Source organism: Streptomyces nigrescens, assembly GCF_027626975.1.
Taxonomy (GTDB): Bacteria; Actinomycetota; Actinomycetes; order Streptomycetales; family Streptomycetaceae; genus Streptomyces; species Streptomyces nigrescens.
This window is the reverse complement of record NZ_CP114203.1, coordinates 8335021-8349343: the sequence shown is the minus strand read 5'-3', so window position 1 is coordinate 8349343 and position 14323 is coordinate 8335021. Positions and strand designations below refer to the sequence as shown.

Below are 14323 nucleotides of genomic sequence, written 5' to 3'. Positions count from 1 at the left end.
GTTCCCCCCACTCAGGCCGGTGCCTGAGTTACTTTGTTGCCGACGGTCTCGGGCCAGCGTTGCGCCACCCATGCGTCGTTGTAGATGGTCTCCAGGTAGCGGTCCCCGAAGTCGGGTGAAATCGCCACCACGACACTTCCGTCCGGGATCTCCTTCGCGGCGTCCTGCACGGCGCACAGCACCGTGCCGGACGAGCCCCCCAGCAGCAGCCCGCGTTCTTCGGCCAGCGTCCGGCACATCTCGACGGCGGCCGACTCGGAAATGAGCACGACCTCGTCGATATTCCCGGTGTCCAGAATTTCCGGCCGCCTGCTCGTCCCCAGGCCCGGAATGTGGCGGCGGGCCGCGGGCCCGCCGAAGGTCACGGAGCCCTCGGCGTCCACCGCGATGATCCGGGTGGCGGGGCTGTGGCGGCGCAGGTACTCCGCGCAGCCCATCAGGGTGCCGGTCGTTCCGGCACCGATGAAGGCGTAGTCGATGTGGCCGATCTCCTCGAGGAGCGCACGGCCCGTGCGGTCCCGGTGGGCCTGCGGCCCGGCCGGGTTGGCGTACTGGTTCAGCCAGAACAGGTCGGGTTCGCGGCGCAGCCGCTCGTCGATGTAGTCGATGCGCGACTGCAGATAGCCGCCGTGGGCGTCCCTGACGTCGATGACCACCACTTCGGCGCCGAGAACCTCCATCAGACGCCTCGACTGGACGGTGGAGTTGGGGTCCGTGACACAGGTCAGCCGGTAGCCCTTGGCCGCGCACACCATCGCCAGGGCGACGCCGAGGTTTCCCGACGTCGACTCGATCAGCCGGGTCCGCGGAAAGCAGCGCCCGGAATCCTCGGCCGCCGCGACCAGCGCGACAGCAGTTTTGAGTTTTACCGAACCGGCAGGATTGAGGCCTTCCAGTTTGAGGAAGACTGAACTGCCGGGAACTAATTGGTCAAGCCGGATGAAGAGATCATCCAGTACGAGATCATAAACTTCTTCCGCTATCACCAGTATCCAAACCGTTGAATATGGGCAGCGCAAAACAATTGCGCTCGCCAAAGCGAGGAGCCCACGGGCTTGTTGGTCGGCGCACGGGTCAGGTGCGCGCTACGCAGAAGGGACTCTTCCCCCGTCCCCCGATGTCACAAATCCCCCATTCGCGATGCGACAGAACAATCCTGCCACTACGCAAGGCCGATGACAACGATTATATGGACGCCAAAACCGTTGAATCGTGAAATGTGGCCGGATCTCGGCCGTGGGCACCACTCCTGACCTGCCGTTACCCCTGGTGATGCCACCGGGTGAGGAACTTCCGCAGGACCCGGACATGCGGCCGGACATGCGGTGGGCCCGGGGTCATGACCCCGGGCCCACCGCGCACTGTCTGACGGGTACTAGAGGAGACCGAGCAGGCCGAGGTTGAGCAGGCCGTTCCTGCCCAGACCGGAGCCGTCACGCCCATAGCCGTCGCGGTATCCGTCGCGGCCATAGCCGTCGCGCCCGTAACCGTCGCGCTCGTAACCGCCGTCGCGGCCGTAGCCGTAGCCGTCGCGGCGGTCGCGGCCGAAGCCGTCATAGCCGTCGTGGCCACGGTGCCCGACGCGGCCCTGGTGGCGGCTGTTCTGCTGCTTGCCGTGGTGGCCCTTGATGCAGCTGTGCGAGGCACACTTGGCGTCCTGGGAACTGCTGGGGGGCGCGGTCGCGGCGGTGGCGGCGCCTGCCGTCGGCACCACGAGGGCAGCCGCGGTCAGGCCGGCCACTGCAAGGCCGCGCGGGATCGAACGGAGCATGTTTCCACCTTCACTCGACTCTGCAGAAAATGAATATTTCCTGCAAAGGCGACGATAAGCGGGCATTTGTCCACTGACTTGCGACCCGCCGCAGAGTCACTGGAACGCAGCACGCACGGCAACGACCCACGCCGCTGACCGGCTGTTCACTCCGGAATACCCCCGCTTTCCCCGTCCGTCGACCCGTCCGTGGGCGCGTCCGTCGCCCCTTCCGCCGGCAGGCTCTCCAACAGGTTTCCCAGGGCGCCCGCGACGAGTGCGCAGACCGTGTCGGGGTCGGCGCTCGCCAGCGGCTCCTTGGCGACGACCACTCGCATCAAGCCAATTCCCAGCAGCCAGGACAGTGCCAGATCGGCGCGCAGACTCCCGGTCTCGGACGCGGAGAGCGTGGCGAGGACCTCCGCGTACTCCTCCCCCAGCCCGCGCAGCGCCTCCGCTATTTCGTCGCTGCCGCCGATGGAGCGCAGGCACACCTCCAGCGAGCGGTCGGCGCCCTCCCCGCCGCCGGCCAGCATGCCGCGCAGCGCGACCTCGAACAGCCGCTCGGCGGGAGTGGTCCGCAGCTGCTCGTGGCCGCCACGCGCCATCACCTCTCCGAACAGGGCTTTCTTCGAGCCGAAGTAGCGGAACAGCAGGGCCTGGTTGGCCTCGGCCCGGGATGCGATGTCGCGCACCGTCGCCCGTTCGTAGCCACGCTCGGCGAACAGCTCCGATGCGGCGTCGAGCAACCGCAGTCGGGTGCCCTGCGCGTCCCGCCGGGAGGCGTTCGCCGTGCCCTGCCGCGGGGTCTTCGCCATCGCCACACTCCTCTCCATTGGCCGTCACGATGACGGCCACAATGCGTCGTTGACCGCCTCCGGGGGGCGGCTTACCGTGATGTAAGCAGGTGCTTACACAAGGGAGGTCGCCTTGACCACAGCCGACACAGCACCCCTCTCCTACCCCTTCAATGTTCCCGAGAGCCTTGAGCTTTCCGAAGAGTACGAACAGGCCCGCAACCGTCCCGGGCTGCTGAAGGTCCGCATGGCGTACGGCGAGCCGGCCTGGCTCGTGACCCGGTATGCCGAGGCCCGGTTCGTCCTCGGCGATCAGCGCTTCAGCCGCGCCGAGGGCGCGCGGCACGACGAGCCCCGGGCGTCCGAAGGACGCCGGGACAGCGGCATCCTGGGGATGGACCCGCCCGATCACACCCGGCTGCGGACGCTGGTGGCCAAGGCCTTCACTGTCCGCCAGGTCGAGAAGCTGCGGCCGCAGGTCAAGCAGCTGGCGAACGAGCTGCTCGACGAGTTGGTGGCGGCCGGGCCGCCCGCCGACCTGGTGGACCGTTACGCCCTGCCCATCCCCGTCGCCGTGATCTGCCGGATGCTCGGGGTGCCGGCCGAGGACCGGCCGCGGTTCCGGGTGTGGAGCGATGCCGCCTTGTCGACAAGTTCCCTCACCGCGGCGGAATTCGACGCCAATATGGAAGAACTCCGCGCCTATATGCGGCAGTTGATCGAGGAGCACCGGAGCGCCCCGCGGGACGATCTGATGACGGCACTGATCGACGCCCGGGACGTCGGCGACCGGCTGTCCGAATTGGAGCTGGTGGACCTGTGCGTCGGGATTCTCGTCGCCGGGCACGAGACCACCGCCACCCAGATCCCCAACTTCGTGCTCGCGCTGCTGGACCACCCGGGCCAGCTCGCCCTGCTGCGCAAGCAGCCGGAGCTGATCGGCGGCGCGGTGGAGGAGTTGCTGCGTTTTGTTCCGCTGGGCAGTGGCGCGAGCCAGCCCCGTTATGCGACGGAGGACGTCGAGGTCGGCGGGACGCTGGTGCGGGCCGGGACCCCGGTCCTGGTGGCGGTGGGCGCCGCCAACCGGGATGCGCTGCGCTTCGGCACACCCGGGACGCTGGACATCTCCCGGACCGGGAATCAACACCTCGGATTCGGCCACGGTGTCCATCACTGCCTCGGTGCGCCCCTGGCCCGTCTGGAACTCCAGGAGGCGATCGGCGCCCTGATCACCCGGTTCCCGGAACTGCGGCTGGCCGGTGACGTGGTGTGGAAGAGCGAGATGCTGGTGCGCGGACCGCGGGTCATGCCGGTGGGGTGGTGAGCGGATGACCTGGGAGGTGGAGATCGACCCACAGCAGTGCATCGCCTCGGGGTCCTGCGCCGCCATCGCCCCGGACCTCTTCGTCGTGGACGGCGCGCACGCCCGTCCGCTGAGGGACCGGATCGAGGAGGACGAGCGCGCCCTGGACGCCGCCGACGTCTGCCCGGCGATGGCCATCACTGTCCGAGACGGTGCGAAGGTCCTCGGGCCCCGGCCGTAGGACACCGCGGAGGTGACGGGGCGTGGTGTCGGCCACGCCCCGTTTGCGGCATCGACCCTGGTCAGGCGGTAACTCCCCCTCACCGCACAGCAGTTGGTGACCCCTGCCCTCCGTCGCGCGCAGACACCCCCGTCGCTCACCCTCAGTGGTCGGAGCACAAGATCACTTCATGTAGGCTTACTGACTGGTAACGACCTATTTTTCGACCAGAGGGGGATCTCATGCGTCGACGTATTTCCGTACTCGCCGTGACCGCGGCCGTGGCCGGAGGCGTGCTGTTTGCGGCGCTGCCCGCGCAGGCCGCCACCACGGCCGCCGGCCGGCAGAGCGTGGCGGCCGGCGGCGGCATCAGCGTCAACATCGACGAGCTGCGCCAGCAGTCCGCCGACCTGAAGGCCAAGGCCAACCGTCTGGACCATGAAGGCGAGCACGAGGCCGCCAACCGCGCCCGCGCGCAGGCCAACGCGCTGGACAAGAGGATCCAGGCGTACCTCGACGCCGAAGAGAACATGTCCTGACCCACGTCAGCGCCACACCGTCGCCCGCCCCGGAACCATCGGGGCGGGCGACGGTGCTGTGTACGGGTGGCCGGCGGGCAGCCGCCGAAGGCCCCCCGGCAGCACGGGAAACGGCAGGTCGGGGCCCCTCTCGTTCCCCCGTGAAGCCGGGGTGCGACGATAGGCCTGTCATGGATGCGGGGCAGGTTCTCAGGGGGCTGCGTGCCGCGGTGTTCGCGGCGGTCTGTGTGCTGCTCGCTGCGCTGGGCCACGTGGTGATGTCGGATGCCGTGATTCCCGGCTGGGTGCTGCTCGCGGCCGGCGCCGGGACCGCGGCCGCTGCCTGGTGCTGTGCGGGCCGCGAACGGGGGCCGCTGCTGGTGGGGTTGCTGACCGTCGGTACCCAGGCCGCCCTGCACACCGTCTTCTCGTTCGGCCAGGCGGTCGCCGGTTCCGGTGGCGGCGGGCGCTCGCTCGCGCGCCAGTGGGCGGAGAGCTGGCTGTGCGGCGCTCAGGGGACGCAGTCCGACGGCCGTGACCACGCCGAGCTGATGCGGCTGATGCACCAGCAGATGGCGGCCATGCCCTCGACGGGGCACGGGTCCTCCATGCAGGGTATGGACCACATGGGAGACATGGCCGCCCCCATGCACCAGATGCCGGGGATGCACGGCGGCGCGACCGGCATGCTCGCGGCCCACCTGCTGGTCGCGCTGCTCAGCGCCGGGTGGCTGTGGGGCGGCGAGCGGGCCGCGTTCCGGCTCGTACGGAGCGTGTCGGTCTGGCTGTTCGCGCCGTTGGTGCTGGTCCTTCGGATCGCGCTGCCCGAGGCGCGGCCCGCCGTGCGCACCGCCCGGCAGGAGCCGCGGCAAGCGCTGCGGCAGTTGCTGCTGGCGTATACGAGGTCGTTGCGGGGTCCGCCGCAGGAGCCGGCTGTCGTCTGACAGCGCGGTCGAATTCCCGAGCCGGTGGACGGACGGGCGCCATTGGCATGCGCCCGGGGTCCCGGCTCCGACTTCACCGGTCCCCGCCGGAGCGCGGCGACCGGATCATGCGAAGGACTCCAGATGATGATTCCTGTCCGGATGCCGGCGGCACCGCTGCCCGCGTCCGATTCCGACGCATCGGCCGAGGGGGGCGGGCGCCCACACGCCGCCGCGTCAACCGGCTCGTTTGCCACCGGTGTCCGCCGTGCCGGGAGAGACCGGGCCCGGCAGTACGGAGGCCGACCGCAGCCGGGCGAGCAGCGCGTCGGCGGCCGCCCGGTCGTCCTCGGGGTGCGCGGTGGCGCGGTCGAGGCCGGCCGTCAGGGCGTGTGCCTGCGCGTTCCACCGCCGGCAGTCCTGGCAACCGGCGAGATGGCCGTCGAGCCGGCGGGCGGTGAGTCCGGGGGGCAGTTCCTCGCCGTCGAGGCGGGCGGAGAGAGCCGTACGGATGCGCGAGCAGAGCATGTGTCCATCCTCCCCGAAGCCGGGCTGTGCGGCGAGGGGCGGTCGCGGGATGCGGGATGACGAGGCGGTGACGGGCTGGGCGCTGGCCGCCCGTACCGGTGACGAGCGGGCCGTCGAGCAGTTCGTGCGGGCCACCCAGCTCGATGTGCGGCGCTATGTGACGCATCTGAGCGGTGATCCGCAAGCGGCCGACGATCTGGTGCAGGACACCTATGTCCGGGCGCTGCGCAGTCTGCCGCGGTTCGAGGGCCGGTCCTCGGCGCGGACCTGGCTGCTGACGATCGCCCGGCGGGTCGTGGCGGACCGTATCCGGTCCCATGCGGCCCGGCCCCGGCTGGCCGCGACGGACGACTGGCAGACGGCCGCGGAACGGGTGCAGCCGCGTGGGGTGCCCGGCTTCGACGAGGGTGTCGCGCTGGCCGAACTCCTGGCGGCGCTGGTGCCGGAGCGGCGGGAGGCGTTTGTGCTCACCCAGTTGCTGGGGCTGCCGTACGCGGCGGCGGCCGGGGTGATGGGCTGTCCCATCGGGACCGTGCGGTCCCGGGTGGCGCGCGCCCGGGAGACGCTGGTCGCGCTGCTGACGGACGCGGAGCGGCCCGAGCCGGCCGACGGGCCGCGGGTCTACGCGGACGCCGTGGCCTGACGGGCCGCTCGCGCACCGGCGGCGGGGCTCATGGGCGGGCGAGGGCCCGGTCCATGAGCCCCGTCGCGGCTCCGGCTCCGGCTCCGGCTCCGGCTCCGGCTCCGGCTGAGTCTTCACTCGTCGCCGGGGCGTACCGCCCGGGCCCGTACGGTCTGCGGTGGGCTGTGGCGGAAGTGCAGGGTGAAGGTGAGCCGGTCGCCGGGCGCGAGCCGGGGCGGTGGGCTGACCATGACGTCCAGGGTGTCCGGCATCATCGTCAGGGCCGCCCCGGCCGGGACGGTGACGGTACGGACCATCGCCATGCTCCGGGCGTTGTTCCCGATGTCCACGTTGCGGCTGAGCATCGTGCGATGGCCGGCCGGACCGGTGACGCCCGTCAGGACGTCGTCCGCACCACCGGTGTTGCGGATGGTGAAGAACGCGGCGGTGGCCTCGGATCCGCCGGCGATCAGCACCCGCCCCTCGGGGACGCTCAGCTTCGCGGGGGTCCCCGCGTTGCCGGTGGCGGTCCAGAGGGCGAGGGCGTTGAGGGTCACCAGGCAGGTGAGCAGCGGTACGGCGACGGCCGAGAGGGGCAGCCGTTTCATCGGGTCTCCCAACGTGCTTGCGCCCGGGGGCTGTGGGGGCGGCGGGCGGACGTGCCGGCGCCGCGCGGCCGCCAGGCGCGCAGCCGGAGGCTGTTGCCCACGACGAGCAGCGAGCTGGCGGACATGGCGGCGGCCGCCACCATCGGACTGAGCAGGCCGACGGCGGCGAGCGGCACGGTGACGAGGTTGTAGCCGAAGGCCCAGACGAGGTTGCCGCGGATGGTGCCCAGGGTGCGCCGGGCCAGGTGCACGGCGTCGGCGATGGCCTGGAGGTCCTCGCGTACGAGGGTCACATCGGCCGCGCCGATCGCGGCGTCGGTGCCGCTGCCCATGGCGATCCCGAGGTCGGCGAGCGCGAGGGCCGCCGCGTCATTGACCCCGTCGCCGACGACGGCGACCCGGCCGCCCTGTTCCTTGAGGGTGGTGACGAGGGCGGCCTTGTCCTCGGGGCGGGCCTCGGCATGGATCTCGGTGATGGCCAGATGGCCGGCCACCGCGCGGGCGGTGGCGGCACGGTCGCCGGTGGCCAGCACCGGCCGCAGTCCCAGGCGGCGCAGACGGTCGACGGCGCGATAGCTGTCGGGGCGGAGCGCGTCGCCGACCGCGAGGACGGCCTCCGGGGTGCCGTCGACGGTGACCAGGACGGCGGTGTGGCCGGCCGCCTCCGCGGTGTGCACCGCGTCCGGCAGCGGGGCCGGCAGACCGGTGACGTCACCGGGCCGGGTGACCTCCACCCGGCGCCCGTCCGCGGTGCCGCGTACGCCGTGGCCCGGCGTGGCGCTGAAGTCCGCGACGGGCGGCAGCGGTTGACCCGGCTGCCGTTCCTCGGCGTGGGCGGTGACCGCGCGCGCCAGCGGATGCTCGGAGCCCTGCTCGACGGTGGCGGCCAGCCGCAGCGCGGCCGTGGCGTCGAGGCCGCCGGTGCGCGGGGTGAGGGCGGTGACGCTCATCCGGCCGCTGGTGAGGGTGCCGGTCTTGTCGAGGACGACGGTGTCGATGCGGCGCAGTCGCTCCAGCGCCTCCGGCCCCCGGACCAGGATGCCCAGCTGTGCGCCCCGGCCGGTGGCGGCCAGCAGGGCGGTCGGGGTGGCCAGCCCCAGCGCGCAGGGACAGGCGACGACGAGGACGGCCACCGCGGCGGTGATGGCGGCCTGCGGCTCGGCCCCGGCGCCGAGCCAGAAGCCCAGCACACTGACCGACACGGTCATTACGGCGGGCACGAAGACGGCCGCCACCGCGTCGGCGAGCCGCTGGACCTTGGTCTTGCCGGTCTGGGCGTCCTCGACGAGCCGGGTGATCCGGGCGAGTTGGGTGTCGGCGCCGATCGCGTCGGCCCGTACCTCCAGCAGGCCACCGGAGTTGACCGCGCCGCCGACGACCACCGTGCCCGGACCGGCCTCGACCGGGCGGCTCTCTCCGCTGATCAGGGACAGGTCCAGGGCGGAGCTGCCCTCGACCACGGTGCCGTCGGTGGCGACCCGTTCGCCGGGCCGGACCAGGAAGTGGTCGCCGACCCGCAGCCGGCTCACCGGGATGCGCCGCTCGCCCTCCGGTGTCCGTACGGCGACGTCCTTGGCGGCGAGTTCGGCCAGGGCGCGGAGTGCGGCGCCGGTACCCCGCCGGGCCCTGGCCTCCATCCGCCGTCCGGCCAGCACGAACAGCGGTACGCCGACGGCGGCTTCGAGGTAGAGGTGGGCGGCCCCGTCCCCGGCGGTGGGCAGCAGGCTGAACGGCATCGTCATACCCGGCACCCCGGCCCCGCCGAAGAACAGCGCATAGGCGGACCAGAGGAAGGAGGCGGCGACGCCCAGGGAGACCAGGGTGTCCATGGTGGCCGCGCCGTGCCGCAGACCGCGCAGCGCACGGGCGTGGAAGGGGGCGGCGCCCCAGACGGCGACGGGTGCGGCGAGCACGAAGCACAGCCACTGCCAGTCGCGGAACTGCCAGCCGGGCACCATCGACAGGACCAGGACGGGGAGCGAGAGCAGGGTGGTCACCAGCAGCCGGTGCCGCTCGGCGCGGGCACCGTCGTCCTGGGCGTCCTGGGATGCCGGGGAGCCCTGGGAGTCCTGGGAACTCGGGGCGTCCGGGCGGTCGGTGGGCGACAGCCGGTCCTCCGGGCCCGCCTCCGGGTCCGGGTCCGCCTCCGGGGCGGGTTCGGGGAGCTGTGCGGTGAAGCCGGCCGCCTCGACGGTGGTGATGAGGTCGGTGACGGAGACCGTCGCGGGGTGGCTGACCGTGGCCCGGCCGGTGGCGAGATTCACCGTGGCGGCGACGCCGTCCAGCCGGCCGAGCTTCTTCTCGACCCGGCCCACACAGGCGGCGCAGGTCATCCCGCCGACCGTGAGGGTGGTGCTGCGGGCCGGTGCGGGGGCGAGGTCCGGCGACGGGGTACCGGGCCGGGGTTCCGGCGTCATCGTGGTGCTCCCAGCGGCACGGGGCGGGGGGCCGGCGCGCCCATGCCGTGCATCCCGCCCATGTCCCCGTCATCGGCGGGCGTGGACTCTCCCGTACGGACGCCGCCGGCCGGGCGCAGCCCCGGGGCCACCGGTCCGGCGGCGGTCCCGGCCGCGTACGACAGCATGCCGAGCACCACCAGCAGCGCGAGGAAACCGATGACCGACCGTGCGGGCAGCAGCCGTGTGACGGCCTGGCGAAGAGGGGGCCGACTGCGGTCGGCCGAAGAGCTGGACATCGCGTCATCGTGGCAGCTGACGGTGGCGTCGAGCGGGCGATCGGGGCCTTGTGAGCACGTGAGGTTTGTCCTGTTCCGCCGCCGGAACTCACCGGGCGCCGGGCCCGACTAACTGGGTTTGGGCGGTGCACCCCGCGTCGCCGCGCTTCTCCCGCATCCGGCCGAAATCACCTTCCCCGGCGGGAACTCGGCACGCCCGTTGCCCGACCTCTCCAACGCCGCGCCAACCGGGCGCCGTACCCCTGCCGTTGAGGAGACCGTCGTGTCACCGTCGTCCGAACCCGTCGAACTGTACGGACCGGAGTACAAACGCAACCCCTATCCCCTGTACGCCGAGCTGCGGGAGCGCGGCCCGGTCCACCGGGTGCGCTTCCCCAGCGGGGTGTGCGCCTGGCTCGTCACCGGATACGACGCCGCGCATCAGGCGCTCACCGATCCCCGGCTGGGCAAACACCACTCGCGGGGCAACGCGGCCTGGCGGGCCCGCGCCTCGATCATGCCCGAGCCCCAGCACTCCCAGCTCCAGGTGCATCTGCTCCACCAGGACCCGCCGCGGCACACCGCGCTGCGTCGGCTGATCACCGATGCCTTCGCACCGCAGCGCGTCGAGGCGCTGCGGCCCCGCTTCCAGGTGATGGCCGATGCCCTGCTCGACGGGCTCCCGGACAGCGGCGGCACCGACCTGGTCGAGCTCTTCGCCGCCCGCTTCCCCTTCCAGGTGCTGGCCGAAGTCATCGGACTTCCCGAGGAGTTCGCGGACCGCTTCGACCGGGACTGGGGGAAGGTCGTCCAGCCCGTGGGACCCGAGGACCCGGGCCGCCCGGCGTACGAGGCGCGGCTGCGCGGGCTGCAGCAGTACATCGCCGATCTGGTCCGCCACAAACGCGCCGAGCGCGGCGAGGATCTGCTCTCCCGGCTGGTGGCCGCCCGCGACGCGGACCGGCTCGGCCAGGAGGAGCTCGATTCGATGGTCTTCCAACTGCTGGTCGCGGGACAGGAACCGGTCACCAACCAGATCACCACGGCGCTGGTCACCCTGCTGCGCCACCCCGCCCGTCTCGCCGAACTGGCCGCCCGGCCGGAGCTGCTGCCCCGCGCCGTCGAGGAACTCCTGCGCCATGACAGCGCCTTCGAGCTGACGACCTGGCGGTTCTTCGCCGAGGACACCGAGCTCCACGGCACCCGGATCCCGGCGGGCGACTCCGTCATCGTCTCGCTGAGCGCGGCCAACCGCGACTCCCGGCAGTTCCCCGATGCGGACGCCCTGCACTTCGACCGCACCCCCAACCCCCATCTCGCCTTCGGCCACGGCATCCACTTCTGCCCCGGCGCCACGCTCGCCCGTATCGAACTCCAGATCGCCCTGGGCACCTTGCTGAGACGGCTGCCGGACCTGCGGCTCGCCGTCCCGGAGGACGAGCTGGAGTGGACCCCGGCGGTCCTGGCGCGCGGTGTCGGCCGGCTGCCGGTGAGCTACGGCAGCTGCCCGTACGCGGGTTCCGGCGCGAACGGGCCCGATGCCGCGTGCTGACCAGCCCGGCGCCACCGCGTCCGGTGGCGCCCTCCGACGACCTCGCCCGCTGTGCCGAGGTGCTCGCCGCGCTGCTGCCCTACCGGCGCACCCTGGACACCGGCCACGGCGACACCCCTGATTGCTTCCCCGCCCAGCTGGGGCAGCTCGCCGTGCCGGTGGCGGCGGGCGAGCCGATCGTGTTCACCCTGCCGGGTTTCCCCTGCAAGTCGCCCAACCCGGCGAAGGTGTTAGGCCACCTCCCCGACGAGGGCGAACGGCTGGCACTGCGCTTCCTGGACGCGCTCTGCGCCCGCATCGCGGCTCACCACCCGCCCGGGGCCCGGGTGGTCATCTGCTCGGACGGACATGTCTTCAGCGACCTCATCCAGGTGCCCGACCGTGACATCGACGCGTACGCCGACGCGCTGCGCGCACTGATCCACGACGAGGGCCTGACCCGGCTCGACGTCTTCGATCTGCGGGATGTCTACGGGCAGCGGCTGTCGCACGACGCCAAGCGGTCCCTGGTCCACGAGCGCTACGCCCCCGGCCTGGACACCCTGCGGTCCCTGACCCGCAGCGACGAGCCGACCCGGCGGCTGTACCAGGGCATCACCCGCTTCCTCTTCGAGGACTCCGTCGCCTTCGCGGGGACCCGTTCGGCGCTGCAGCGCAGCTGCCGCCGGCGCGCCTACGGGGTGATGCAGCGCAGCCGCGCCTGGGGCGAGCTGATCGCCGCGCACCATCCAGGGACGGTCCGGCTCTCCATCCATCCGCAGCCGCGGGGCTCGGCCAAGTTCGGCATCCGGCTGCTCGAAGCGCCCGATGCGTGGCTGACGCCCTGGCACTCCTGTGTGCTCGAACATGCCGACGGGCGGCGGGAGTTGATGCACCGGGCGGATGCCGAGCGGCTCGGCCGGCTGGTGTGTCGCCAGGGGCGGCCGAGCCACTTCATGGCCGGGTGAGGGAGGGCGGGGTGGGCGTCACCCGCCGTCGGCGGGCAGCGGCTCCCGGTGGTCGAAGGCGATCAACGGGTCCCCGGTGAGCGGATGGTCGGTCACCGCGGCGCGCACCCCGAACACCTCGGCCAGCAGCCGCGGTGTCAGCACCGCACGGGGCGTTCCGGACGCCACCACCCGTCCCGCGTGCAGCACATGCAGCCGGTCGCACAGGGACGCCGCGGCGTTCAGATCGTGCAGCGAGATCAGCGTGGTACGGCGCTGCGCGCGCAGCAGCGCGAGCAGCTCCACCTGGTGGCGTACATCGAGGTGATTGGTGGGTTCATCCAGCACCAGCACCTCCGGGTCCTGGGCGAACGCCCGTGCCAGGAGCGCCCGTTGACGTTCACCACCCGACAGGGTGGAGAAGCGGCGGGCGCCCTGTCCGGCCATGCCGACGGCGGCCAGCGCGCGGGCCACGGTCTCCCGGTCGGTGCGGTCCTCGCCGGCGAAGGCCCGCTTGTAGGGCGTACGGCCCATGCTCACCACTTCGCGTACGGTCAGCTCGAAGTCGCTGCCGCGCTCCTGGGGCAGCGCGGCGACCTGTTGTGCGGTCCGGCCCGGTGAGAGCGTGCGGATATCGGTCCCGGCCAGCAGGACCCGTCCGGCGGTGGGCCGCAGATGCCGGTATACGGTGCGCAGCACGGTGGACTTGCCGCTGCCGTTGGGGCCGACCAGCCCGGCGATCTCGCCGGCCGCCGCCATCAGCTGCACTCCGGCGACGACATCGCGTCCCGCGTAGCCGACGTGCAGCTCCTCGATCTCGACGTTCACCGGTCCGCCTCCAGCCGCCGGTCCAGGATGAACAGCAGGGCGGGCGCCCCGATCATCGCGGTGACCACGCCGATCGGCAGTTCCTGGGTGTCCATGGCCGTCCGGCACACCAGGTCCACGACCACCAGCAGCAGCGATCCGGTCAGCGCGGACAGTGGCAGCAGCCGGCGGTGGTCGCCGCCGATGAGCAGCCGGCACAGATGCGGCACCATCAGGCCCACGAAACCGATGGCCCCGGAGACCGCGACCAGCACACCGGTCAGCAGACCGGCCACCACGAACAGCTCGCGGCGCAGCCGGGTGACGTCGACGCCCACCCCGGCCGCGGTCTCATCACCCATGATCAGTGCGTTCATCGCGCGGGCCCGGGCCTGCAGGGCGAGCAGGCCGGCGGCGACCGCGAGCGCCGGCATCCACAGCACCCGCCAGGTGGCCCCGCTCAGGCTGCCCATCAGCCAGAACAGCACGCTACGGGTCTGCTGTTCATCGCCGGCCTGGAGCACCAGGTAGCTGGTGAAGCCGGACAGGAACTGTCCGACCCCCACACCGGCCAGCACCAGACGCAGGGGCGAGAATCCCCCGCCGCGCCGGGCCATCCACCACACCAGCGCGAACGAGCCGAGCGCACCGGCGAACGCGGCCCCCGAGAGCCCCAGCCCCAGGCCGCCACCGGCCGTGACGCCCAGCACGATGGCGGTGACCGCGCCCAGCGACGCGCCGTTGGAGATCCCCAGCAGATACGGGTCCGCCAGGGGATTGCGCACCAGCGCCTGGGTCGCGGTCCCCACCAGGCCGAGTCCCGCCCCGACCAGTGCCGCCAACAGGGCGCGGGGCACCCGCAGTTGCCACACGATCAGGTCGTCGGTGCCCGGCCGGGGCGGCGCACCGCCGAGCCGCCGGAACACCACCGACCAGACATGGCCGGGCGCGATATCGGTGGCGCCCAGGGAGACCGCCGCCGTCAGGGCCACCACCAGCGCGACACCGAGCCCCACGGCCAGCAGCCCGGCGCGCGGGGCCCGTCGCCCGGCCCCCTCGGCCCGCTCCTCACATCCGTGCGGAGGGGCGACCGCC

General features: G+C 72.4%; 16 protein-coding genes. 7 read left to right on the top strand and 9 right to left on the bottom strand.

The window, feature by feature from the left end; genetic code table 11:
• Nucleotides 1–11 precede the first annotated feature (11 nt).
• The 3 genes from sbnA to STRNI_RS36695 all read right to left on the bottom strand — a co-directional run bounded on the left by sbnA (nt 12) and on the right by STRNI_RS36695 (nt 2568).
• Entirely contained in the window at nt 12–986 is a 975-nt protein-coding gene (gene sbnA / locus STRNI_RS36705; RefSeq protein WP_109887753.1) for a 2,3-diaminopropionate biosynthesis protein SbnA, read from the bottom strand.
• 389 nt (nt 987–1375) lie between these two features.
• Nucleotides 1376–1771, bottom strand: coding sequence for a hypothetical protein (locus STRNI_RS36700; RefSeq protein ID WP_148589624.1), 396 nt, complete (start codon nt 1769–1771; stop codon nt 1376–1378).
• Nucleotides 1772–1917: 146 nt separating this feature from the next.
• Nucleotides 1918–2568 carry a TetR/AcrR family transcriptional regulator gene (locus STRNI_RS36695; protein WP_148589625.1) on the bottom strand — a complete coding sequence of 217 codons (651 nt, stop codon included), beginning with the start codon at nt 2566–2568 and terminating at the stop codon, nt 1918–1920.
• 112 nt (nt 2569–2680) lie between these two features.
• Here STRNI_RS36695 and STRNI_RS36690 point away from each other — a divergent pair, with 112 nt between their 5' ends.
• The 4 genes from STRNI_RS36690 to STRNI_RS36675 all read left to right on the top strand — a co-directional run bounded on the left by STRNI_RS36690 (nt 2681) and on the right by STRNI_RS36675 (nt 5532).
• Nucleotides 2681–3871, top strand: coding sequence for a cytochrome P450 (locus tag STRNI_RS36690; RefSeq protein ID WP_159491046.1), 1191 nt, complete (start codon nt 2681–2683; stop codon nt 3869–3871).
• Between the two features lie 4 nt (nt 3872–3875).
• Entirely contained in the window at nt 3876–4091 is a 216-nt protein-coding gene (locus STRNI_RS36685; RefSeq protein ID WP_093640188.1) for a ferredoxin, read from the top strand.
• Between the two features lie 221 nt (nt 4092–4312).
• Complete coding sequence (locus STRNI_RS36680; protein ID WP_159491044.1) at nt 4313–4609, top strand: hypothetical protein; 297 nt, start codon at nt 4313–4315, stop codon at nt 4607–4609.
• 170 nt (nt 4610–4779) lie between these two features.
• A complete protein-coding gene (locus STRNI_RS36675) occupies nt 4780–5532 on the top strand; it encodes a PE-PGRS family protein (protein ID WP_148589628.1) in 753 nt (250 codons plus the stop codon).
• Between the two features lie 216 nt (nt 5533–5748).
• Here the strand turns inward: STRNI_RS36675 and STRNI_RS36670 are convergent, their stop codons facing one another.
• Nucleotides 5749–6039 (bottom strand): zf-HC2 domain-containing protein, encoded by a 291-nt coding sequence (locus STRNI_RS36670; protein ID WP_093640179.1) that lies wholly within the window; start codon nt 6037–6039, stop codon nt 5749–5751.
• Between the two features lie 49 nt (nt 6040–6088).
• Between STRNI_RS36670 and STRNI_RS36665 the strand changes: the two genes are divergently transcribed.
• Complete coding sequence (locus STRNI_RS36665; RefSeq protein ID WP_093640176.1) at nt 6089–6682, top strand: sigma-70 family RNA polymerase sigma factor; 594 nt, start codon at nt 6089–6091, stop codon at nt 6680–6682.
• Nucleotides 6683–6795: 113 nt separating this feature from the next.
• Here STRNI_RS36665 and STRNI_RS36660 read toward each other — a convergent pair whose 3' ends face one another.
• The 3 genes from STRNI_RS36660 to STRNI_RS36650 are packed head-to-tail and all read right to left on the bottom strand — an operon-like array spanning nt 6796 to nt 9964.
• Nucleotides 6796–7269 carry a copper chaperone PCu(A)C gene (locus STRNI_RS36660; RefSeq protein WP_148589629.1) on the bottom strand — a complete coding sequence of 158 codons (474 nt, stop codon included), beginning with the start codon at nt 7267–7269 and terminating at the stop codon, nt 6796–6798.
• Nucleotides 7266–9686 carry a heavy metal translocating P-type ATPase gene (locus STRNI_RS36655; RefSeq protein ID WP_381844696.1) on the bottom strand — a complete coding sequence of 807 codons (2421 nt, stop codon included), beginning with the start codon at nt 9684–9686 and terminating at the stop codon, nt 7266–7268. The genes STRNI_RS36660 and STRNI_RS36655 overlap by 4 nt, the downstream gene beginning before the upstream one ends.
• The gene (locus STRNI_RS36650; RefSeq protein ID WP_159491038.1) at nt 9683–9964 is read right to left on the bottom strand and encodes a hypothetical protein; all 282 of its coding nucleotides are present in this window, start codon (nt 9962–9964) and stop codon (nt 9683–9685) included. The genes STRNI_RS36655 and STRNI_RS36650 overlap by 4 nt, the downstream gene beginning before the upstream one ends.
• 262 nt (nt 9965–10226) lie before the next feature.
• On the opposite strand from STRNI_RS36650, the gene STRNI_RS36645 reads away from it, so the two are divergent.
• Both STRNI_RS36645 and STRNI_RS36640 read left to right on the top strand, forming a co-directional pair.
• On the top strand, nt 10227–11495 hold the full coding sequence (locus tag STRNI_RS36645; protein ID WP_277412772.1) for a cytochrome P450 family protein: 1269 nt from the start codon (nt 10227–10229) through the stop codon (nt 11493–11495).
• Nucleotides 11492–12442: an L-tyrosine/L-tryptophan isonitrile synthase family protein gene (locus tag STRNI_RS36640; RefSeq protein ID WP_381684461.1), complete on the top strand. Its 951-nt coding sequence runs from the start codon at nt 11492–11494 to the stop codon at nt 12440–12442. Before STRNI_RS36645 ends, STRNI_RS36640 begins: the two co-directional genes overlap by 4 nt.
• 18 nt (nt 12443–12460) lie before the next feature.
• On the opposite strand, the gene STRNI_RS36635 is transcribed toward STRNI_RS36640, so the two are convergent.
• Both STRNI_RS36635 and STRNI_RS36630 read right to left on the bottom strand, forming a co-directional pair.
• The gene (locus STRNI_RS36635) at nt 12461–13249 is read right to left on the bottom strand and encodes an ABC transporter ATP-binding protein (protein ID WP_274733609.1); all 789 of its coding nucleotides are present in this window, start codon (nt 13247–13249) and stop codon (nt 12461–12463) included.
• On the bottom strand, nt 13246–14253 hold the full coding sequence (locus STRNI_RS36630) for a FecCD family ABC transporter permease (RefSeq protein ID WP_202466480.1): 1008 nt from the start codon (nt 14251–14253) through the stop codon (nt 13246–13248). The genes STRNI_RS36635 and STRNI_RS36630 overlap by 4 nt, the downstream gene beginning before the upstream one ends.
• Nucleotides 14254–14323 lie beyond the last annotated feature (70 nt).